Source organism: Sphingobacterium sp. UBA5639 (genome assembly GCF_002421245.1).
Classification (GTDB): domain Bacteria; phylum Bacteroidota; class Bacteroidia; order Sphingobacteriales; family Sphingobacteriaceae; genus Sphingobacterium; species Sphingobacterium multivorum.
Map to the genome: position 1 here is coordinate 317,895 of NZ_DIJR01000005.1, position 20,810 is coordinate 338,704.

Sequence of the window (20,810 nt, forward strand, 5' to 3'; positions counted from 1 at the left end):
TAAGCGATTCATGGTATAAAATGATCGCATGACTAATCGTGGTATAGCTCTAAAAACTGATTGATCTGATTGGTTAACCCAAACGATTCGGATTCCAATAAATTGATTTCAGCTTGTATCTCCATTGTAGTCGGCGACAAGGTAAGCTTTCGATAGACCTGAATATCTAGTTCCAAAACGGCTAATTGTAGTGCGAGCAGCTGTTTGCCTTCTGTAGTATGGAGTTGTAGTTCATTAAAGGCATGTTTTAATCGTTCCAATTCAGCGATTGATTTTTGGACGTCATTTTCATCGGCCTTGCCAAAGTTCGGATAGGCCTCTCCCAACGTGCGAAAAGCATCGAGGTATTCTTCCTCGGACATTTCATAAATATTCGAATAGAGCATATTGTACGCATCAATGGCGTCATAGGTTTCCGAATCCATTAAGTCTTCGCGATAGTCCTCGACCAACTGTTTGATGTCTTGAGATTCAATCTGTAAGATTGACTCAATATCCTGTTTGATAAGATTGGCTATTTCCATGCTTTATGCTTAAAGTAATCTAAAGTCCCCCGCCGGCTCACAAATTTGCTGACAAAGAATTTTTTGACTTTGGTATAGACAAAGATCTTGTTTTATCGCAAAATTTCAATCCCTATAATCAGCTAATTTTTATGGAGACTGTCGCTCAGCAGTTTTTTATCACCTGAGCATCTCCTATAGGACCTGTGCAGTCCATATTTCCATCGCATTTTTCTGTCTTGTCGCACGTATTTTTCTTTCTGCCCGTCAATCAAACGGAGAGCGGGATGCCGTGTAGCCAAACGGGGATGAGCGAGCTATCAAATTCTACCTTTTAACATTGTTTGTTCAGTGCTTGTTCAGTGATTGTTCAGTGCTCGTTCAGTGATGACTCAGTGTGGACTGTATAATTAATGAATGATCACTGTCTAAATAGTGACTAAAAATTGTTATGAGATACGACTTGGTATAGGTATGCTTGGTTTAATATAGGTGAATCAGGAGATCAGCTTTAGGACCAATAGTTAGAAATGGGGGATGAATTTTAAGTAAACTAACTTTCTCTAAATTATTTGATTGATTGATAGTGTTTTATGGTGTTTTTGTGATTTTATGAGTAAAAAGTACTCAATATATTTTGCGCGCTTAAATTTAATCCTCATATTTGTTGAGTAAAAAATACTCAATAGTACAAAGTAAAATTAAAAGCTATGATCGTATTAAATAAGCAACAGGTAGTCACAGAACAATTTCCAAACGGGGAAACAAAAGTGAAAGATTTTGATCAGTTGATCTTAAAAGACAACCTTGTCGAATTTACATATCAAGAAGATGGAGACTTAATCCGCTTGCTTTTTGTCAAGAAGCGGTTGGATGAAACCGAAGCTGAAACTTGTCGGTTATTGATCCATTATATGCCCTATAGCCGTATGGATCGCAAAATAGAAGGTGATTTATTCACATTGAACTATGTGGCGGAGTTTATCAACAGTTTGCAATTTGATCAGGTGTTTGTGGTCGAACCGCATTCCCACGTTACCCTAGAACTTTTAGTGAACAGTGTTGGGGTTTATCCGGCATTGGACTGGTTGCCACAGTTGATGGAAAAGCTTGATTTTTCGGACAATGATCGGATTGTTTTCCCGGATAAAGGAGCGGCGGCACGTTACATCAACAGCGGCTATGAAAATAGCTGTGTTTTTGAGAAAAAGCGAAATCCACAAACAGGCCGGATCGAAGGGATGGAACTTAAGGCTGGAGATATTCCGCTCGGCGCAAAATGTATTATTGTCGATGACCTCTGTTCTGCAGGTGGCACATTTCTTTGGGCCGGGAAAATATTGAAAGAAATGGGAGCCAGTGCAGTTTATCTTTTGGTCACACATTGTGAAGCCCGAATTTTTAAAGGGACCCTGTTGGATGATGATTCACCAATAACCAGTGTCTTTACCACCAATTCCATGATGGATACCGAGCACCCAAAAATAAATTATATCAACTTAACGACTGAAAGTTATGTTTAAATCAATGAGCAAGAATCCAATACTTTGGACAGATGGTTATAAATTGTGTCATAAGGATCAATATCCAACACATACGGAATGGGTTTATGAGACTTGGACGCCACGCATGTCTCGCATAGAAGGTATTAGTCATGTTGTATTTTTTGGATTACAGGGAGCCTTGGCCGAAATCACCAATTCATTTGATGCAAACTTTTTTGCTCAACCGGAAGAAGAGGTCGTGGCGGCTTACGAAGAGGCAATTGCAACTGTTTTTGAAAATACAAACGCGAAGTTTGCGGCGACGCATGATTCGAAACATATTCGCGACTTACATCGGCTGGGGTATCTTCCAATCAAGGTAAATGCGTTGCAGGAAGGAAGCTTGGTTCCTGTCGGCGTACCAATGTTTACGATTGAAAATACACATCCCGATTTTTTCTGGCTTCCGGGTTACCTGGAAACACAATTATCGGCTTTTATCTGGTCACCGATGACTGCAGCGACAATCGCAGATCGCTATAAAAGGTTATTGACGGGGTTTGCCGAGAGAACGGGCGACGTCAATAAAGTCTTTACGCAGGCCGGAGATTTTTCCATGCGTGGTATGGGTTCTCCTGAAACGGCTTATCGTACGGCTGGGGGACATCTGTTGAGCTTCGGTGTCTCTGCTACATTGTCTGTTCGGGAGTATCTGAAATCCTACTATCATGCAAAAAGTGATGTAATGATGTACACCCCATCGACGGAGCACAGTGTAATGTGTTCGTACGGAGAGGACGAGGTAGAAGCATTTCGACATTTAATCACAACGGTGTATCCAAGTGGAAATATCTCCATCGTATCGGATACCTACGACCTCTGGAATGTAGTTGACAATGTATTGCCGCAATTGAAAGATCTTATTATGGCTAGGGAGGGGAAGGTTGTTATTCGTCCCGATAGTGGCGATCCTGTGAAGATTATCTGTGGCGATGCTGCATCTGATCGCAGTACTGTGCAGAAAGGTATCGTCGAACGTTTGTTTGAACTTTTTGGTGGTACGACCAACAGCAAAGGCTTTAAGGAGCTGGATCCCCATATTGGCGTAGTGTACGGTGATTCCATTACAGTCGATCGAGCGGATAAGATCTGTCAAGGTTTGCTGGATAAGGGTTTTGCCTCGACGAATACCATATTGGGCATAGGTTCGTATACCTATCAGTATGTGACACGGGATACCTTTGGCTTTGCGTTAAAAGGGACGGCTGAGATTGTCAATGGTGAGTTTAAAGCGATACAGAAACGTCCCGCTACAGATACTGGCAACTTTAAAAAGTCGCAAAAGGGGATGGTCGCTGTGGTCTTTGAAAATGACGATTTTCGTTTGATAGACGATCTTACACCGCAAACGGTCGCCGATCTGGGTGAACGAAATCTGCTGGAAACATGTTATCTGAATGGCGAATTTATACGCACAACGCGTTTTGAAGAAATAAGGAATAGATTAAGAACTGAAACAATTCGAGTATATGGAAAATAGCGTAAACAAACCGTTTTTCATCCAGGATGAAAACGTTGCACAGTATGCACAATTGATGGCATCCTGGATTGCCCAACAGGTGAAATCGGCCGACCGCAAAGGACTTGTATTGGGTATGAGTGGTGGAATAGACTGCAGTGTTGTCGCTTGCCTATGCCGGCTGGCACAGGTGGATGTCCACTTGGTGTTGATGCCGTATGGCAGTGATATGAACAAAAGTAAAAGCCATCAACATGCCATGGAGCTTATTCAGAAATTTGATTTTCCATTTCATGTATTTGACATTCAACCCGCGGTGGATGCGTTGGCCATTCATCAAGAAAAGTTTATCGCAGAAGCTACCGCCACTAACCGCGCTTTGAGCCTTGCTAATATTCGTCCACGTGTTCGTATGACGTATTTGTATCAATTAGCACAATTGGGTAGTAGATTTGTTATTGGTACGGGGAATATGGCCGAAGCTACTGTAGGTTATTTTACGAAGTGGGGCGATGGTGCCTATGATCTGAACCCGCTGGCAATGGTTACCAAACAGGAAGTATATACCTTAGCCAAATATTTGGGGGTGCCCGAATCTATTCAGTATAAAAGTCCATCTGCTGGTCTTTGGGAGGGGCAGACCGATGAAGAGGAATTGGGTATGACCTATGCGCAAATCGATGGGTTTATTTTAAAAGGTACATCGGGCGATCCGGTTATAGACGAAATTATTCGTAAACGTATACAACAATCTGCCCACAAGTTTGCAGCGGTGCCTACATTCAAAGGTTAATTTTAAATGGTTCGAGAAGTCGACGCAAGCACTTCATAACAGGCAACAAGGGACAAAAAAGTACTATAGTGAAGATGATTTTTCACTGGAAGAAGGCTTTAATGGCTTCATCGTTCTGCGAAATGAAGGCTGCGTTGAAATAAATATAGATGTTATGAAACTGAATAACATAAAAACACAATTTGATCAGATTGTAGATGTCCAACAGATTGCCAGCGGCAAAAAGGATAATATTCCAAACATGTTGATGTTGGCACAGGAAGAAAATATACAGCCAGCAGCCTTGGATAAAAAACGAACCTTGCTATTGGCGATCGATGTCCAAAATGATTTTATGGAATCCATCGGTAGTCTTGCCGTCAACGGTTCAAAGGCCGATGTACAACGTCTGACGCAGTGGATGTACCGTAATATTGAGGCCTTAACGCAAGTCATGTGTAGTCTCGATTGTCACTCGATAAGGCAGATTTTCCATCCCGCTTGGTGGCTTGACAGTGCGGGAAATCATCCGGAGCGATTCACCGTTATTCGCCATGCCGATGTCCGCGATGGTATCTGGCGTGCTGCGAATGACCATACAGCCTTAGCGCTGGATTATCTCCAGCATTTGGAAGCTGAGGGAAAAAAACAATTGTGTATCTGGCCATACCATTGTCTGGAAGGGACTTCGGGGGCGCAGCTGGAGAGTCAATTTACCAATATGCTTTATTTTCACAGTGCAGCACGTCAGGTCAAACCCATATTGGTTTATAAGGGGCAAGATCCAAATACGGAAATGTACGGTATTATCAAAGCGGAATATGACGATAATAAATTCGTAAATCATGCTGTGCTCGATGCAATTCGCGATTACGATGCGATATACATCGCCGGTGAAGCTTCCAGTCATTGTGTTTTAGCATCAACCGTGCAGATTTTGGAATATTTTGAACAAGATCGAGCGATTACGTCACGAATCACCTTATTGATCGACTGTATGTCGCCCATCGCTGGATTTGAAGCGCAGACTTTACAGCAGTTTGAGGCTTTAAAGGAGAAGTATGGAATCCAGATCAAATTGTCAACCGAAGTAACTTTGTAGCAGATGACAGCCTCAGAAAAAAAATACACATATGATTACCCAAGACCTGCTGTTACGGTTGACTGTGTAATCTTCGGCTTTGATAAAAACCAGCTTAAGGTATTATTGACCAAACGGGCAATAGAGCCTTTCTTGGGAAAATGGGCATTTCCTGGCGGTTTTATTCAGGAAGATGAGAACGCCGACGACTGTGCGATTCGTAAACTGCAGGAGGAGGCCGGTCTCAAAGATATTTTCCTCGAACAGCTTTATACATTTTCAAACTTAGCTCGTGATCCGCGCGGAAGAGTCATTAGTATTGCCTATTATGCACTTGTCAGGCCCGATGCTTATACGTTGGAAGCAGGGGTTGATATCGATGCGGTGCAATGGTTTGGTATTGACGAAAAGTTGGATCTCGCTTTTGACCATAAACAGATCTTGAACACCGCCATACAACGGCTCAGGGGTAAAATTCGTTATCAACCAATCGGTTTTGAGCTCTTGCCCAAACAGTTTACGTTGCCCGATTTACACAATTTGTATGAAACCGTTCTGCAGCGGTCAATTGACCGTGGGAATTTTCGAAAAAAAATTCTCAGCATGGGTTTATTGATCGACCACAGCGATAAGCAAAAAGACCGGCGTGCCAGGGCTGCAAAGATCTATAGTTTTGACAGGGTAAAATATAAAGAACTTACTGAATCGGGGTTTTATTTTGAAGTATAGGTCTAACGAACGGAGCAGGCAACCATGAAATTGGCTTCTGCCTGCTTTCATTGCTGTCTGGTCTTTTTAAGATCTTACGTTAATGTCCGGTGCAGCGCTGTCTTAATACACTAATTCAAGCTGAGTCGCGTTTGGGCTAACCCTGAAAATCACCACAATCATGGACTTCGAACTGATCGACTAAAGCTTTCTGTGTATAGTATTTTGCGACACGTTTATTTTTTAACAAAAGAGAATCCCCCTTAATTTTTAATTCGAAAATGGGCTCTTTCTCTATTTTCTTGAAGTAAAACTCATTATTTTTAGTCTTCATCGTGAGGCCGCTGTCACGAAAATTATAGGTGAAATCTTTGATTTGATAGATTTCATTGGAATCACAGACATTGACCAAAAGCAGTTGTTTTTTATTCATTTTGATTTCTGCAAGATCGCATGCATAACATATTCCTGAGAATTCGATGCCATACTTCTTAAAACTATCGTTGCTTTCCGGTCGAAGAATAGCAATAGGATACAGCTGTTTAAAGAGCGAAAGGTTATCATCGGATATGGATGTTAGCTCTTTTTGTTTCTTTATGGAGTCTATGCTGGCGGTGCTGCTGAATGCGGCAGCTGATTTTTTGGCTCCATTCTTTTGCTGGCAGCTGAAAAACAATACCATGCAGGACAGAAACATAGTCTTTAAGATTACCTTCATCGTTATTTTTCGCAATTATTGTTGTTACTCATAAACATATAGATTGAGAAACGGTTTTTGTTATTCAATCTCAACCCATTTTCTTTCGAAGTAGACGGTGCCTACCGGTGTATCGGTGGCGTCTATGATTTTCGCTGCTACAAAGTCGCCCTTTAGGCCAGCATATTTTAGTTTTAAACCTTTACTTTCTAAGTCGGAGGTATCATAGTATGCACCCAATTTGAGTTGAAATGGATTGTGTTCCACATCATTTGTAAAGATGGAAAACAAAAGCAACTTCGTAGCCTGTTTATCTGCCTCTTCGTATCCAAAGAAGCGATGATCGATACGTATATTGGCATGTAAGCGGATCATACTGTCTCGAGCACTTAAGTTTACATAAGCTTTGGTGATTTCGTCAGATTCCAGTACGCTTTGTGCATTTGCTTGGTCAATGCTATCCAGTTTGGAAGTTTTTAACGAGATACTTTTTTTGGGGGCAGTATCCTCGGCAGCTTTTTCCATGGCCTTGCTTGAACTTACAGGTTCTTCAGCTTGTTTTGGTTTTTCCTGACAAGCGATTTGTAACGCGAGGAGTGCTAATGCACTGCTATAATAACTGTATTTGAAATGATTCATTGTTCTTTCTGTTACAAAATCCAATCCAAAGTTGCCGAAAATAGGGGGAGAAAAAAATCCCTGTTTTCCGCTAATCGAAAAAATCGATAAATACGGTATTTTTACGGCATTCGCATGATTCTTGTCGTATGGAACGGATCAATGTGATACAACAAAAAACAGAAGAAATAAAGTATGGCACATCGTATTTATATTTATAATGTAAATCTCAGGACCAAAGAAACATATCCCACTTACCTGGCTGAATGGAATTATGAAATTCCCATCCTCATGCGGCCATTATTTTCCGCCAATATCCGTTCCAAAGGTTCTCAGCTTTATGCCAACAAGGAAGATGGGATCGCAAGACTTCGCTATTTTTATGCGTTGTTGGCTGATAGGTATCAATTGCATTATAAAAAAAGCTATTATGAGCCTGTCAACAACATGTTTGAATTTTTGGAAGCGCTACCTTTTGATACCTTGCAGATCGATGGACGCGATGTTTTTACAATGAATGCGGAAAAAGATGTGGAGCAAGCCAAAGATTGGGTGGAAGAAATTAAAATGCAAGCCTTATTGTTTGAACAAGCTGTCGAAGAACAGTCCTTAGATCCGCTTGACCCGCTTGTGAAAGCGTCTGGTTATACTTCTTTTTTAGATGCCCTTCAAACCGATTGGATTGATTATGGATTGGGTTTATGGGAAGAAGACGTTCTGAAAGAGCCAGACCCTGAAGTTTTTGAGGCAGTAGGAAAGCAGGGATTAAAGAATGCCAAGGGGGATATTTTGGTTGAGGCGATTTACGATGAAATATTCGAATTCAATGAACAGGGGATCGCTGTTGTTGAACGCGATGGCCTTTTTGGTTATGTTGATACGAGTGGCACTATACTAATTCCATGTCAATATGTGGAGGCCTTTGATGCCCGACATATCAATGGGAACAATTACGCTGAAGTGGAAGTGGCAGGGAAACGTGGGGTATTGCATATTGATACCAAACAGCTGAGCATACCTGCATTATATGATGAACTCGACTGGATCGCCTATGGCTTTTTAAATGCAAGACAGGGGGATAGCCACATGCTCCTTTCGGCTGAAGGACGATTGATTATTTCAGATCCCGCAGCCGAGTCGTTTATGTTTGACTATAACAAGTTGTTCTATAGCCGGCAAAAAGGAACGATAAAAAGGAAGTATTACCTAATGGATGGTCAGTTTTTAGGGACCTTTTTGGAAGGTAGCCTGGAGCCGCTAGCCAATCGCTATTTTTGGATTAAACCCAATAAGCTACAGTCAAAAATTGCCGTCATTCAACCCGATGGTAATATTTTGGATGAAGGAATTGACCGGATTATAGTGTTGGACGACTATCGAAGTATTGCGTATCTCAAAAATAAAAGATGGCAGATCTATTCGCTTGAACTAGGCTTATTCCGATTGGCTGATTTAACGATTGATCAGGTTCTAGTCGATCATATACAGCAGTACCGTAAAGATATCTTTGTCGTTGGTTGTGCCCAAGGACAGGGGATTTATGACGCTCATCGAGGGGAATGGTTACTTGAACCTGCTATTGCCTATCAAAAAATCGAACATTGCTTTTTGGATTTTATGCGCATACACTGTGCACAGGGTATGTACTGCTTCGATACGAAGCTTAACGTCCGTAGTGCGCTGTATGATTATATTTGTTCGCCTTTTCATTACCCAAGACCAGAAGCGGCCGAAGGTGAACTGTTGCTTTTATTCAAAGGGGATAAGTTGTTTAATTTGGATATAAATCGAAATGTTGTCGAGATTCCCGAAACAGCATATGGCTATTTGTATTCCGAGCGATACCAGCTCCGGGGGCGTGATCAAAGTTATTTTATACAGTTCTATCAGGCATGGATCAGGCGTAAGGGCGACGGCTACGAACAGTATTTTGACAATGAAACGCTGTTGGAAAATGGTAAGAAGCTGGAAGCGGAGGGAAAGATTTCAGATGCCATTCGACTGTTCAGCATCGGAGCAGATCGGGGTAGTGCGGACTGTCAATATCTGCTTGGAAACATCTTTACGGATGATGACTACGAGGGGATGGACATCGAAAAAGGAAAGTCTTTTTATGAAAAGGCCATGGCTCATGATCATGCGCAGGCATGGAACAATTGGGGATTTTTATATGCCACAGGCCATGGTGTAGCTTTTGATGTATCTAAAGCCTTAAAGGCCTATCAAAAGTCTGCTGCGCTGGGGGAAGCGCAGGCCATGAGCAACCTGGGTAACTGGTATTACGAGGGTGAATATGTGGAACAAGATTATGCCTTAGCCCTAGATTATTTTAAACAAGCAGAGAAAGCGGGGATTTATAATGATGCTCAAATCGCAGAAATCTACTATCAAGGGCAAGATTATGCGAACTTATTGCGTTATTTGAAAAAGGATACAACCAATCAATTTTCTGCTATTTATTATGGGATTCTTTATGAGGAAGGCTTTGGTGTAAAGCAAAACTTACAAAAAGCGATCCGCTACTATGAAAAAGCCAATGAAAATAGCGTGTACGCCTATGCCGTTAATCGTTTGCTACAACTCTATGGAGCGCATGGAGCGGCTTCAGACGCGGATAAATACGGATTTTGGTTCAATTTTGCTAAAGAAAATGCTGTTGAAATTGATCAATAGTAAGGAAATTGCATAGAAAATGGCTCATCGCATATATATTTACAATACAGATAAGAAGGATCAAGATTACTTCCCTCATTATTTAGGAGAATGGAACTATGTGATTCCACCCCTTTTTTTACCCCTATTTGCTGCTAATCCGAAAGCAAAAGGTACCTTAGTTTACTCCGAAAAGGAACCGGGAGTCAGAAAGCTTCGTGCGTTGTATGATTTGCTCATTCATGAATATGGGTTAAATTCCGATGCGCTGGCCATGGCAGCTATCGGGAAACTGTTCGATTTTTTGGACGGTTTACCCTTCGATTATTTCCAGCTGAACGCAAGTGATGTATTTAACATGAGCGATGTTAAACATAGCCAACAGGCCAAAGATTTTGCAATTGAAATCCTTGAGAAGAATTTGCTCTATGAAAAAGCAATCGAAAAACAATCCTTAGCTGAGCTTGAGTTTATTTTGGTGTCCGCTGGTTATACTTCTTTTTTAGCGATGCTCGAACTGGAATGGAGCAACTATGGCTTAGGCTGGTGGAATAGAGACGCGATTGATCGTCTGGATAATCAATTTTTTGAAGATCAGGGGCTTTGGGGGATACGCAATGCAAAAGGGGAGGTGAAGGTCGAAGCTAGCTATCAGGAAATTGGTACTTTTGAGTGTGAAGGGATCGCAGTCATACAGAAAAATGAGCTGTTCGGTTATTTGAATAGGGGTGGAGAAGAAGCTATTTCCTGTGTTTATTCATCGGCGGCGCCAGCCCAATATGGAACCGGATCAACGGTTGGTAAGGTGAGCTTAGCTAAAAAATATGGATTAGTCAACGTCGGGAACGGAGAAATAATCATACCACTTGAATATGATGAACTCGAAGATTTTGCTTACGGTTATTATCAGGGGAAGAAAGATCAGCAATATTATATCATCGATGCTCAAGGCCAGCTGTTCAATGCTGCCGGTGCGGACAAACCGTTTGAAATTGATTATGATGGATTTATCTATCAAGAGATTGGGGGAAATAAACTGCGTCATTATTATTCCAATAGCGGTATTTTGCTTGGCGCTTTTGCCAGTAGTGCACTGAGCGAATTACTGTTTGATTTTTATGCAGTCAATTTGAATAATAAAAAGAAAAAATCAGTTTTGTCTCCCGATGGAACTATCTTGGTCAAAGATGTTGCTGTACTTAATGCCGGAAATGGCCGAAGCGCATTATTTTTTGCTGATTCCGGCGGCATCCGTTTGTATGACCTGGAAGCCCGCGCCTTTGTACTGCAAGATTTGGCAATTCGGTCCATTCAAGGGGGGACTGATTTTGGTAATGGCGCCTGGGATTGCTATATTATCGAAACAGCAACCGGGAGGGGAATTTATCAGGCTGCTGAAAAGGTGTGGCTGGTCCCGCTCTCAACGCACTATGTGAAAATTGTATATGCTGCTGTGATGGATTATTTTATTCTGAAAGACCATGCGGGAAGATATTACTATTTTGACGCAGTGGAAAGGACGCTCAGTTCCGCCTACGATTATGTTTGTGCAAGCGTTAATCACTATCAGGATCTGATGTTATTGCAAGGTGACCTGTTGTATAAAAAGGGCTACGATGGTGTGGAAGTAATTCAGGAAGATCAATATGGTCAGTTTCTGAAGAAGCTGGATCAATTGTCTGGAGAAGATTTTGAAATATGTAATCGTTTTTTTGAAGGGTGGAAGGCTGCGAAGGGCGATAATTTTGAATCCAGTTATGATAGTTATACGCTATATCATATGGCCCTGGACTGTTGCCGACAAGGCGATGTCGAAATGGCGATACGCTATTTTACCTTTTCTGCTGACCAGAATAATGAAAGCAGCATGCATGAATTGGGGAATATCTATACGGATACTGATAGCGAAGACAATCCTTTTTTAGATTTGGACAAAGGAATTCAATATTATGAACAAGCGGCCCAAAAAGATTATTCCGCTGCATGGAATGCAATCGGCTACCTCTTTCAGTATGGCATCGGCTATAAAAAAGACCTGGAAAAGTCATTTAATGCCTACATGAAAGGAGCAGAGTTGGGTAATGGCTATGCTTTGTCCAATTTAGGCTACTTTTATTCAAGTGGAACCTATGTCGAAGAAGATCTGGAAAAAGCCCTCAGCTATTATCAGAAAGCTGAATTAAAATTAGTTGAGAACAACAGCAATATAGCTTCTATCTATTACAGTTTGGAGGATTACGATCGTCTATTGGTTTATTTGAAAAGGGATAAAGAAAATAGTTATTCCAATATTTATTATGGATTGCTCTATGATCAGGGACTTAAATTTAAAAAGGACAGTAAAAAGGCGATCCACTATTTTGAACGAGCCAACGACTATGGTGTTTACGAAAGTGCCACTGCTCGCTTATTGGATTATTACAAGAATGATCCTACATTTAGAAATCAGGAAAAATATGTCCATTGGCTTGATTTTGCAAAAAACAATGAACTGGATATCGAACTGGATTTATTGCAATGGGATAATCAGTCTGAAGACTCAGGTGCTAGCTCGTCCTTTTTTGGCAAACTGTTTAAAAAGAAAAAGTAAATTATGTTATCATCAGCAAATATAGATTTTGGTGGCATTCTGATCGACTTGATCCTGATTGTTTTTTTTGGATTTGGAACACTTTATACGTTATCTGCAGGCATTGTTCATCGTGTAAAGAAGCAAACACGGACGGTAGGATATTATTTCCTATCCTTTGTGGTATCGGGTGTTATTGGACTGGTTGCCGCCGGATTGCTGGCCTTTATATGGGCGATGTCATTATCGTAAAGTGACGGCAATAGAGTAAATTTATCGCAATGATCTGTTGACTTTAAGTGAAATGATCATTGCGATATTTGATGCCCATCAATGGTTTTTAGCATTGACAATGTGCATCAGGTGGTGATTGCAATGCCAGGCATAGAGGCCAATATTGATCTTTAAAGAAATCAACCTTTTGGTCGCAGGATGAATAAAACCTCTTTCAAGCTGTTCGCCAGTCAGGCTTTTCAACAAAATAACCCAGCGTTCATGTAGACCTTCGAGCAATTTGATCGAGCTTTCTATTGGAATATTTTTTGCGTCGGGAAGCTCGGCCCACAATTTCTCCTCATATAATTTGATGGTTGGGTCTTCTTCTGTGAGGGCTAATTTAAAACGGACAAAGCTGTTCATGTGGCTGTCGGCGCAGTGATGAACGACCTGACGAATCGTCCAGCCTTCGGGACGGTAGCGTTTTTCCAGTACGTCGTCTGTTAGATCGCCGACTTCGGATTTTAACCGGGCCGGAAAGTCGGCAATTGTTTTGATCCAGTCATTCAACAGGGATTTGTTGATGACATCGGGTATCGCAAAGCGACCTATAGGGTATCTGAGTTTTTCTAATTCATGTTGCATGACTTAAAATTAGTTAAAATAGACACAAGGTTCCTAATCTTTAGGTGTATGTTTTCGAAGAATATTTTCTTCGATTTGCTCTTGGGTCTGCTGTAATTTGGATGCGATAAAGAATTATGGTAATTTCGGCACAATGAATAGCTGGATAGCGTTCGAATTCGACCGGTAGACTAGCTGGTCGCTGCATAAAACACATAGGAAATGAAAAGTCTAAAAGAACTGATTGATACAAGTAATTCAGGATGGAAGTTGGTAGAAAGTTGGATGAAAGAAGCGACGAATGCTTATGAAGTGCTTCCTCGAAACCCTAAGCGGGCTGATGAGGAACTTTTAAGGGCCCAAATTACCACAAAATCGCCTATGGGAGCCATTATTCATCAAACTGGTGGTATTTTAATCGATGGGGGCTGGTTACGTATTTTAGGCTCTGGCTCGTCGCAGTTGGACCGAGGGATTATGGAATGGAATAAAGGGAAAAGTTTTGACAAGGAAGGCGAAAAAGGTGGTTTTTTGCTGATTGCAGACGATGTTCTAGGTGGTTATTTCGCTATTAATGCTGGTGCGCTGGGAGATGCTATTGGACAGGTCTATTATTTCGCACAAGATACCTTACAATGGGAAAGTTTGGAATGTGGTTATTCAGATTTTGTTTTTTGGGCATTGAAAGGGGATATTAGACAGTTTTACGAAACATTTAAATGGAAAGACTGGAGCGAAGAGGTCAAACTCCTGAGCGGCAATCAAGTTTTTTCATTTTACCCTTTCCTGTGGACTGAAGAAGCACGCGATTTTCGTAAAGTGGATCGTAAGCCAATGGCCATCGATGAGAACTACCATTTTACGATGGAATTTGCTGGTGGACGCTAATTGTTATTTCAATACGACAAACCTCCTGCATAAGGCTTTAATACGATAATAGGACAATGTATTGTTGTCCTATTATCGTATGATACAGAAGATAATTCCGCTGAATGATATTAAACTGATTTATTTTGAAGGCTAAAGCTAACTTCGTTCAGTCTGACTATTTGTATTTGTATCCCCTCGGAAAGGCCAAGTTTGGTCGCCGCATCTTTTCCTAATTTAAGCACATGAAACCCTCTGCCGCGATAGGTAAAATTACATTCATATTCTCCAGCGTTGATCATAATCCTTAATTTTTGGGATTTGGTTGGGAATAGGGGTTTAAATTCTTTCGTGATCCGTATTTGCGATTTTTTTACGTCATCTGTAGTGATCTTGTTACCTTCAGAAGGAAACAACATGTTCGTGGGCGGAGTGTCAGCTGTAGGGGGGGGCGTTTCTGTTTTTTGTTCCTGAATTTCCTGAACTTTTGGAGCCTCGTTTTGTATCGGCTCAGAGTTTGTTTTATCCTGACGTTTCTTATCTTGCCGCCCTTTCTTTCTGGTGTTTTGATTTGCAGTTTTTTCCGTAGTTTCTGTAGAGGGTACGGAAGGAGTAGGAGTAGCAGGAGTTTTGTGCTCGGTGTCCACTGCTGTAGCTGGGCTGGCCATTGCTAAAGGCCGTTTAATAATATTACGGATGTAATAGTGTTTTATGCGCGATTTGTCGGTGTTTCGTTCCTCAATTTCAAAATCTTCTTTGTAAGCTTTGAAAAGATGAGACATCTTGTCGTATCCATAGTTGCGCGCATCAAAATCAGGCTTTCTTTTGTTGAAAAGACTTCCGATCTCACCCAGGAATGCCCAGCCATTTTCATCTGCAGTATCATCCACCGTGTCCTTTAAAAGTTCCAAAGTCTCCTCGTCCAATACGGCAATACTTGTTGGATTGTCAACGGGAGCAGGTTTGGGCTGATTTTGTTGCTTTTTCTTTGCGACCGTTTCTTTCTTTTGATTTTTCTCAAAAATTTCGACGTAGATGAACTTGTCGCAGGAGGCAATAAAGGGTTTGGGGGTCTTTTTCTCGCCGATACCGATGACCAGTTTACCGGATTCTCGAAGACGTGTAGCCAGTCGGGTGAAATCGCTGTCGCTGGATACAATACAAAACCCATCAACTCGGTCTGAATGCAGAATATCCATGGCATCAATAATTAATGCCGAGTCAGTAGAATTTTTGCCTTGTGTATAACTGTATTGTTGTATGGGGGTAATTGCATGGGTAAGGAGTTTATCCTTCCATTTTTCAACATATGGGTTGGTCCAGTCTCCGTAGATGCGTTTGATGGTCGGAATTCCATATCTTTTGACTTCATTCAAAATCTCTTCGATCTTTCGATAAGATACATTGTCCGCATCGATTAGTATTGCGATTTGCAAATCCCCATGTTCTGCCATATATGTTTAGATTATTTTTTCAATATAATATTTGAACTCTTTTCTATTCGCGTGACCTTTCTCATCCGAATATATTCGTTAAAAATACAGTATTGTTAAAGAATATCTTGAATTTTTTGAGAATTAATTTGAACGCTATTTTTTGAGAACATGCGATCAGCTGCTTTTGTTTGGGCCTAAAAGGGAAATTATTACGTTTGCGGAGTAGCGAAATGATTTGAGGGACGGTGAAAATAAATAAAAAAAGGTTTTCAAACGGGGAGAATGAAAACCTTAAATAACCAATTATAAACCTAAATTATGATGATACAAAGATAGTGTAAATATTACACCTGTGCAAATATTCGTTACTATTTTTTTTAAACGTCCTAAATTTTGTAGCTGCTTAGCTACAAACCGCCTGTAGCTACGCCAAAACTAGTCCATCATGAAGTGCGAAGGTCTATATTTCATCACCGCATAAAAGCTATTGGTAAATGCTTGGACGCTTTTATAACCGACTTTATACGCAATTTGAGAGATGGTGAATTGTTTTGTGCTCAAAAGCTCCAAACTCTTGATAATGAGAAGGAGCTGCTGATATTTTGCAAGCGTCATTCCGGTTTCTTTTTTAAAAAGGCGTTCAATAGTTCGGAGCGAAAGATTGGACAGCATGGCAATCTCGTCTAACGTGATGGCTTCTGTGTAATGGTCATGTAGGTGATTTAAGACCGTTTGAAGCCTGCTTTCATGCGGAAGGGTAATTTCTAAGTGGAGTAATTGTGAGCAGAAATAGGGGAGTTCATGGAGTAAAGCACCGAGGAAAACTCTTTCCTGTTCATTTTCTTCTCTCAATTTTGACCATTTTTCGGTATATAAAATCATTTCCCGTAATACTTTAGGCGCCGAAAATAGCTGTACCTGATTGAAAAACAAATGCTCTTGTGAGCTGTCAAATTGTGGGGGATCAAAAAAAAGGACTATAAGCTTAATGCGTTCCGAGTGGGAGTTGGTCTTATGTAATGCACCTGAAGGAATCCAAGCAACGTGATTTTGGGGGAGTAGGTACATTTTTCCTGCAACGGTAAGGTATTGAAAACCCTGCTCAACATAAATCAATTGACCTTTCCGATGACTGTGTAACTCGTCGTCGTGTATCCAGTTTTCTTCAAACCAGACATAGGTTGATTTCTGGATGCCTTCAATTATCAACGTATGATTTGTCTGATCCATGTCGTTTTAAATTAAATTAATGGCAAATTTAATTAAAATTCCATACATACCTTTGCAAGCATTCATTACGTGTATAGCTTAATTTACATGTATAGTGTGGTTTTATGATGAAAGAAAATATAAAAATATCCGCAGCTGTCTCTTGGACCTGGTTACCCATATTGGTTGTTGTTTTAGTCTCAACCAATCTGCGGTCGCCAATCACAGCCGTTGGCCCTGTACTGGGGCAAATCAGTGAAGATTTGCAATTAAATAGTTTTCAAAGCAGTCTATTGACGGCAATACCTCTTTTTATGTTTGCGAGCTGTTCTGTAGCAGTGAGCCGATATTCACATAAACTGGGCATGCACCGTTTTTTATTACTCGGTTTAATGGCGTTGAGTGTAGGAATTGTGCTTCGGATTTGGGGCAATATGCCAACGCTGTTTGTGGGGTCTTTTTTAATCGGACTTGGGATCTGTGTGGGCAATGTCGTTACGCCCGGTTATATAAAAACAAATTTTCCAAAGCAGATTGGACTGATGACAGGCATTTTTGCCGTAGCAATGAATCTGACCGCAGCTTTTGCTTCGGGGTTTAGTTTACGATTGGGCGAATGGACTGGTCTCGGGTGGCAGGGTTCCTTGGGGGTTTGGGTGATTTTAGCCTTGTTATCCCTTATCATTGTTTCCTTTGATGCTTTAAGCCGAAAGAAAGCACAGGGTATCACTGAAAATAGACCGGCGACAAGTGGAATCGGACATATCTTTAGGTCAAGATTAGCTTGGTATATCAGCTTATTTATGGGTATTCAGTCCTTAATTTACTACAGTTTGATTTCTTGGTTACCTAAAGTATTGGTCGATTATGGTATGCCAGCGGAGGATACGGGCTGGTTGCTTTTTTTGATCCAAATTGCCATGATTCCCATAATGTTTATTGGGCCTATTTTGGCACATCGGATGAAGGATCAGCGTCTAATGGCAGCGGCTGTTGCGATAGGCATGTTTGGAAGTATCTTTATATTTTGGCATTACAAACTTCAGGGAATTTATGTTGCCGCCATATTGTTGGGACTTTCCAATGGACTTTCTTTCAGTTTGTCTATTCTTTTCTTTACCCTGCGGGCGAGGTCAACGGCGAATGCGATTAAAATATCGGGCATGGCCCAGTCTGTTGGTTATCTGATTGCAGCTTTTGGCCCGCCGGTATTCGGTAAGCTGCACGAAATAGATGCTACCTGGAATTACTCCTTCTATTTTTTAGCGGGCAGTATCGTACTTTTATTGTTTGCAGGATGGAAGGCCGGGGAAGATAAGTATGTAGCGGAAGATTAAAGATAAGGCTACATCAGGCACAGCTGTTTAGCTGATGTAGCCTTATTCAATTCGCTCTTAAACGCTATTATTCAAATTTAACTGTTAATCTTTGAGGACAGAAAATTCGATGTACGTGGCATTGTTCACATCGTGAAAAATACGTTGTGTGGCTTTACGGAAGTCAGCTTTGGTAGCTGTATAAGGCGCTAAAAACACCTGTGGATTTCGTTCTGCCAGCGGAAACCAGGAGTTTTGTACCTGAACCATAATGCGATGTCCTTTTTTGAACGTATGCGCAACATCTGGCATTTCAAAATTCACCTTTTCGACCATTCCTGGAGTCAGGGCCTGCGCTTTTTCAAAACCATTTCGGTATTTCCCGGCCATGATCTCACCACGTACCATCATCTGGTATCCAGCCATTGTTTTTCCTTGATAACTTGCTGCATCGTTCGGGTAAACATCAATCAGTTTGACAACATAATCTGCATCTGTACCTGTTGAAGAAACCTTAAGGAAATTTTTGATGGGGCCAACTATAGTCAGGTCTTCTGTCAACGGTTCCGTTTGATAAACCATGACATCAGGGCGACTAGCGGCGAAACGCTGATCATCTACCATATACTCTCGCGTTCGGTTTTGGATTAGCCCACCCTGGTGCGGAACCGGTTTATTGGGGTCAGTGACATATTCATCCCAAGAATCTGTACGTTGAACTTTGTCAAATCCAAGTTTCCCCTGAGGTTGGAAGTATAGTTTTTTTGTTTCTACATTTTTGGGTGGCCATTGTTCGAAATGTTTCCATTCATTGCTTCCAGAGACAAAAATGTTCGCTTCCGATGGTGCGAAGTTCCCTTCATCTTTTAGATAATATTTGAAAAAAGGCTGTTCAAATTGTTCCTGATAGGTAACGCTGGTTTTTTTCTCAAATTGGATATCACCTAAATAGTTTCCCTCTGCACGAACCCAGCCGCCATGATACCAAGGTCCCGCGACTAAAATCGAGTTGTTTTTTTTGCTTTTATCCTCAATCGATTGATAGGTCTTAAATGTTCCATAAGCATCTTCCGCGTCAAAGAAACCACCGACGACCATCACCGCTGGTTTTACCTCCTGTAAAGAATTGGTGATCACACGCGACTTCCAAAAATCATCATAGTCGGGATGTTTAAACAGGTCATTCCAAAACTGTACGGAGTCACCAAAATACTTTTCCTTCAGTTCCCGTGCTGTTCCGGCTTCTAAAAAGAAGTTGTATTTATCGGCTTCTTTAATCTGAATTTTGCTCTTGAATTGATCTGGGGTGATGGGTTTTGGACGCGGGACACCAAAGGTTGACATGAAGGTGAATGCATCCTGAAGAAACAGTACGCCATTATGGTGGAAGTCATCGCCGATATACCAGTCTGTTACCGGAGCTTGTGGGGAGACCGCTTTCAAGCTCGGGTGCGTTTTGACCAATCCAACGGTAGAATAGAAGCCTGGATAGGAGATCCCATAGAGTCCGGCTTTGCCATTATAGTTTTTGAGATTTTTCTGTAGCCATTCAAGCGCATCATAGGTATCTGTACTTTCATCGATGGCTTTTTTGTCTTTGCTGTAGGTGGTCGGACGTACATCTTCAAATTCACCTTCGCTCATCCACTTGCCCCGCACATCTTGGTAGACGAAAATATAGCCTTCACGCATCATCGTCGGAAAGTTGCCCAGGCTTTTTTTGTATTCGTTTTGTCCATAAGGAGAAACCGTGTAGGGCGTTCTATTGAGCAAAACTGGATATTTCTTCGATTTGTCTTTTGGACTGTAGATCGCAGTAAATAATTTTTTCCCATCTCGCATGGGGATTGCTACTTCGGTCTTTTCATAATGATCTCTAACATAAGCCGAGTCGGCAGCGGTTTGAGCATGTAACTGGCTTGCGCTTAAAAGCGCCAAAGTTAGGCACGAAATTGTATTTTTCATTCAGATAATTATTTGTTCAGTACATTCTTTGGTGTAAAACTCTACTTTACACTTGGTTTCGTTCGTTGCAATGTTATGGATACTCTTATGCACCTTAGGCTATAGGGGATACCGTTAAATTTGTCATCGCGCTACCGATTGGCAGAGCATTTATCCAATAACAATGCGCAGGTCAAATGCTGTTGGTTTATAAATTGAACGATAGACTCATTGCCTGTATTTAGATTTTAGGCTAAAGTTAGTGCTACTAAAACCATTTTCCAATTTTATTGTCATATTTATGGGAAATAGAAAAAGAAAAATTGACCAATTTTTAAGAAAGAAAAACTTTTTTTGGATTGAATTTGGATTAGTTTTCGAATCTTGATATATTGAGTAAAATTAAGGACAATTGTTTTTTGGGTTAACAACTTTAGCTAAAAACGTTAAATTCCAGTTAGATGGACTAGTAGAATACTAAATAATAATTCATTTTCGGATTATTTCTTAAGGTTTCGAATAGGCTTCGTATCGCTATTTGTCACGATTTTATAAATTAAGTGCGGGGTGGTATGAAATATGTTTTTTTAAGCTA

At 41.0% G+C, this 20,810-nt stretch carries 17 protein-coding genes; 10 read left to right on the forward strand and 7 right to left on the reverse strand.

Annotated elements, in window-relative coordinates; translation table 11 throughout:
- Positions 1-32: 32 nt before the first annotated feature.
- Entirely contained in the window at positions 33-524 is a 492-nt protein-coding gene (locus tag B4Z90_RS05170; RefSeq protein WP_112374175.1) for a hypothetical protein, read from the reverse strand.
- Between the two features lie 689 nt (positions 525-1,213).
- On the opposite strand from B4Z90_RS05170, the gene B4Z90_RS05175 reads away from it, so the two are divergent.
- The 5 genes from B4Z90_RS05175 (at position 1,214) to B4Z90_RS05195 (ending at position 6,088) form a co-directional block, all read left to right on the forward strand.
- Positions 1,214-2,026 (forward strand): ribose-phosphate pyrophosphokinase, encoded by an 813-nt coding sequence (locus tag B4Z90_RS05175; protein WP_115048038.1) that lies wholly within the window; start codon positions 1,214-1,216, stop codon positions 2,024-2,026.
- Positions 2,027-2,030: 4 nt separating this feature from the next.
- The gene (locus B4Z90_RS05180; protein WP_201649465.1) at positions 2,031-3,527 is read left to right on the forward strand and encodes a nicotinate phosphoribosyltransferase; all 1,497 of its coding nucleotides are present in this window, start codon (positions 2,031-2,033) and stop codon (positions 3,525-3,527) included.
- Positions 3,517-4,299 carry an NAD(+) synthase gene (gene nadE / locus B4Z90_RS05185; protein ID WP_070569592.1) on the forward strand — a complete coding sequence of 261 codons (783 nt, stop codon included), beginning with the start codon at positions 3,517-3,519 and terminating at the stop codon, positions 4,297-4,299. The genes B4Z90_RS05180 and nadE overlap by 11 nt, the downstream gene beginning before the upstream one ends.
- A gap of 154 nt (positions 4,300-4,453) precedes the next feature.
- A complete protein-coding gene (locus B4Z90_RS05190; RefSeq protein ID WP_201303504.1) occupies positions 4,454-5,380 on the forward strand; it encodes a hypothetical protein in 927 nt (308 codons plus the stop codon).
- A 3-nt stretch (positions 5,381-5,383) separates the two neighbouring features.
- On the forward strand, positions 5,384-6,088 hold the full coding sequence (locus tag B4Z90_RS05195; protein ID WP_070569595.1) for an NUDIX hydrolase: 705 nt from the start codon (positions 5,384-5,386) through the stop codon (positions 6,086-6,088).
- A 136-nt stretch (positions 6,089-6,224) separates the two neighbouring features.
- Here B4Z90_RS05195 and B4Z90_RS05200 read toward each other — a convergent pair whose 3' ends face one another.
- Positions 6,225-6,785, reverse strand: a complete 561-nt coding sequence (locus tag B4Z90_RS05200) for a hypothetical protein (RefSeq protein ID WP_139145084.1) — start codon at positions 6,783-6,785, stop codon at positions 6,225-6,227.
- Positions 6,786-6,845: 60 nt separating this feature from the next.
- Positions 6,846-7,403, reverse strand: coding sequence for a hypothetical protein (locus B4Z90_RS05205; protein ID WP_115048042.1), 558 nt, complete (start codon positions 7,401-7,403; stop codon positions 6,846-6,848).
- A 174-nt stretch (positions 7,404-7,577) separates the two neighbouring features.
- Here B4Z90_RS05205 and B4Z90_RS05210 point away from each other — a divergent pair, with 174 nt between their 5' ends.
- The 3 genes from B4Z90_RS05210 to B4Z90_RS05220 are packed head-to-tail and all read left to right on the forward strand — an operon-like array spanning position 7,578 to position 12,855.
- Positions 7,578-10,055: an SEL1-like repeat protein gene (locus B4Z90_RS05210; RefSeq protein ID WP_115048044.1), complete on the forward strand. Its 2,478-nt coding sequence runs from the start codon at positions 7,578-7,580 to the stop codon at positions 10,053-10,055.
- Positions 10,056-10,074: 19 nt separating this feature from the next.
- Entirely contained in the window at positions 10,075-12,624 is a 2,550-nt protein-coding gene (locus B4Z90_RS05215; protein WP_115048046.1) for an SEL1-like repeat protein, read from the forward strand.
- A 3-nt stretch (positions 12,625-12,627) separates the two neighbouring features.
- Positions 12,628-12,855 (forward strand): hypothetical protein, encoded by a 228-nt coding sequence (locus B4Z90_RS05220; RefSeq protein WP_070569618.1) that lies wholly within the window; start codon positions 12,628-12,630, stop codon positions 12,853-12,855.
- A gap of 78 nt (positions 12,856-12,933) precedes the next feature.
- On the opposite strand, the gene B4Z90_RS05225 is transcribed toward B4Z90_RS05220, so the two are convergent.
- Positions 12,934-13,464 (reverse strand): YfiT family bacillithiol transferase, encoded by a 531-nt coding sequence (locus B4Z90_RS05225; protein WP_070569622.1) that lies wholly within the window; start codon positions 13,462-13,464, stop codon positions 12,934-12,936.
- Positions 13,465-13,665: 201 nt separating this feature from the next.
- Here B4Z90_RS05225 and B4Z90_RS05230 point away from each other — a divergent pair, with 201 nt between their 5' ends.
- Positions 13,666-14,331 (forward strand): DUF2625 domain-containing protein, encoded by a 666-nt coding sequence (locus B4Z90_RS05230; protein ID WP_070569625.1) that lies wholly within the window; start codon positions 13,666-13,668, stop codon positions 14,329-14,331.
- Between the two features lie 110 nt (positions 14,332-14,441).
- Here B4Z90_RS05230 and B4Z90_RS05235 read toward each other — a convergent pair whose 3' ends face one another.
- Positions 14,442-15,764, reverse strand: coding sequence for an NYN domain-containing protein (locus B4Z90_RS05235; protein WP_070569629.1), 1,323 nt, complete (start codon positions 15,762-15,764; stop codon positions 14,442-14,444).
- A gap of 417 nt (positions 15,765-16,181) precedes the next feature.
- Positions 16,182-16,976 (reverse strand): AraC family transcriptional regulator, encoded by a 795-nt coding sequence (locus B4Z90_RS05240; protein WP_070569631.1) that lies wholly within the window; start codon positions 16,974-16,976, stop codon positions 16,182-16,184.
- A 104-nt stretch (positions 16,977-17,080) separates the two neighbouring features.
- Here B4Z90_RS05240 and B4Z90_RS05245 point away from each other — a divergent pair, with 104 nt between their 5' ends.
- The gene (locus B4Z90_RS05245; protein WP_201303505.1) at positions 17,081-18,292 is read left to right on the forward strand and encodes a CynX/NimT family MFS transporter; all 1,212 of its coding nucleotides are present in this window, start codon (positions 17,081-17,083) and stop codon (positions 18,290-18,292) included.
- A gap of 84 nt (positions 18,293-18,376) precedes the next feature.
- Here the strand turns inward: B4Z90_RS05245 and B4Z90_RS05250 are convergent, their stop codons facing one another.
- Positions 18,377-20,236 carry a CocE/NonD family hydrolase gene (locus tag B4Z90_RS05250; RefSeq protein WP_070569635.1) on the reverse strand — a complete coding sequence of 620 codons (1,860 nt, stop codon included), beginning with the start codon at positions 20,234-20,236 and terminating at the stop codon, positions 18,377-18,379.
- Positions 20,237-20,810: the final 574 nt, after the last annotated feature.

What these genes read in the sequence shown, in the direction of transcription:
- B4Z90_RS05250 (WP_070569635.1), bottom strand. Translation starts at nt 20,236, where the DNA reads ATGAAAAATACAATTTCGTGCCTAACTTTGGCGCTTTTAAGCGCAAGC.
- B4Z90_RS05190 (WP_201303504.1), top strand. Translation starts at nt 4,454, where the DNA reads ATGAAACTGAATAACATAAAAACACAATTTGATCAGATTGTAGATGTC.
- B4Z90_RS05170 (WP_112374175.1), bottom strand. Translation starts at nt 524, where the DNA reads ATGGAAATAGCCAATCTTATCAAACAGGATATTGAGTCAATCTTACAG.
- B4Z90_RS05195 (WP_070569595.1), top strand. Translation starts at nt 5,384, where the DNA reads ATGACAGCCTCAGAAAAAAAATACACATATGATTACCCAAGACCTGCT.
- B4Z90_RS05240 (WP_070569631.1), bottom strand. Translation starts at nt 16,976, where the DNA reads ATGGATCAGACAAATCATACGTTGATAATTGAAGGCATCCAGAAATCA.
- B4Z90_RS05205 (WP_115048042.1), bottom strand. Translation starts at nt 7,403, where the DNA reads ATGAATCATTTCAAATACAGTTATTATAGCAGTGCATTAGCACTCCTC.
- B4Z90_RS05225 (WP_070569622.1), bottom strand. Translation starts at nt 13,464, where the DNA reads ATGCAACATGAATTAGAAAAACTCAGATACCCTATAGGTCGCTTTGCG.
- nadE (WP_070569592.1), top strand. Translation starts at nt 3,517, where the DNA reads ATGGAAAATAGCGTAAACAAACCGTTTTTCATCCAGGATGAAAACGTT.
- B4Z90_RS05220 (WP_070569618.1), top strand. Translation starts at nt 12,628, where the DNA reads ATGTTATCATCAGCAAATATAGATTTTGGTGGCATTCTGATCGACTTG.
- B4Z90_RS05215 (WP_115048046.1), top strand. Translation starts at nt 10,075, where the DNA reads ATGGCTCATCGCATATATATTTACAATACAGATAAGAAGGATCAAGAT.
- B4Z90_RS05210 (WP_115048044.1), top strand. Translation starts at nt 7,578, where the DNA reads ATGGCACATCGTATTTATATTTATAATGTAAATCTCAGGACCAAAGAA.
- B4Z90_RS05245 (WP_201303505.1), top strand. Translation starts at nt 17,081, where the DNA reads ATGATGAAAGAAAATATAAAAATATCCGCAGCTGTCTCTTGGACCTGG.
- B4Z90_RS05180 (WP_201649465.1), top strand. Translation starts at nt 2,031, where the DNA reads ATGAGCAAGAATCCAATACTTTGGACAGATGGTTATAAATTGTGTCAT.
- B4Z90_RS05235 (WP_070569629.1), bottom strand. Translation starts at nt 15,764, where the DNA reads ATGGCAGAACATGGGGATTTGCAAATCGCAATACTAATCGATGCGGAC.
- B4Z90_RS05175 (WP_115048038.1), top strand. Translation starts at nt 1,214, where the DNA reads ATGATCGTATTAAATAAGCAACAGGTAGTCACAGAACAATTTCCAAAC.
- B4Z90_RS05200 (WP_139145084.1), bottom strand. Translation starts at nt 6,785, where the DNA reads ATGAAGGTAATCTTAAAGACTATGTTTCTGTCCTGCATGGTATTGTTT.
- B4Z90_RS05230 (WP_070569625.1), top strand. Translation starts at nt 13,666, where the DNA reads ATGAAAAGTCTAAAAGAACTGATTGATACAAGTAATTCAGGATGGAAG.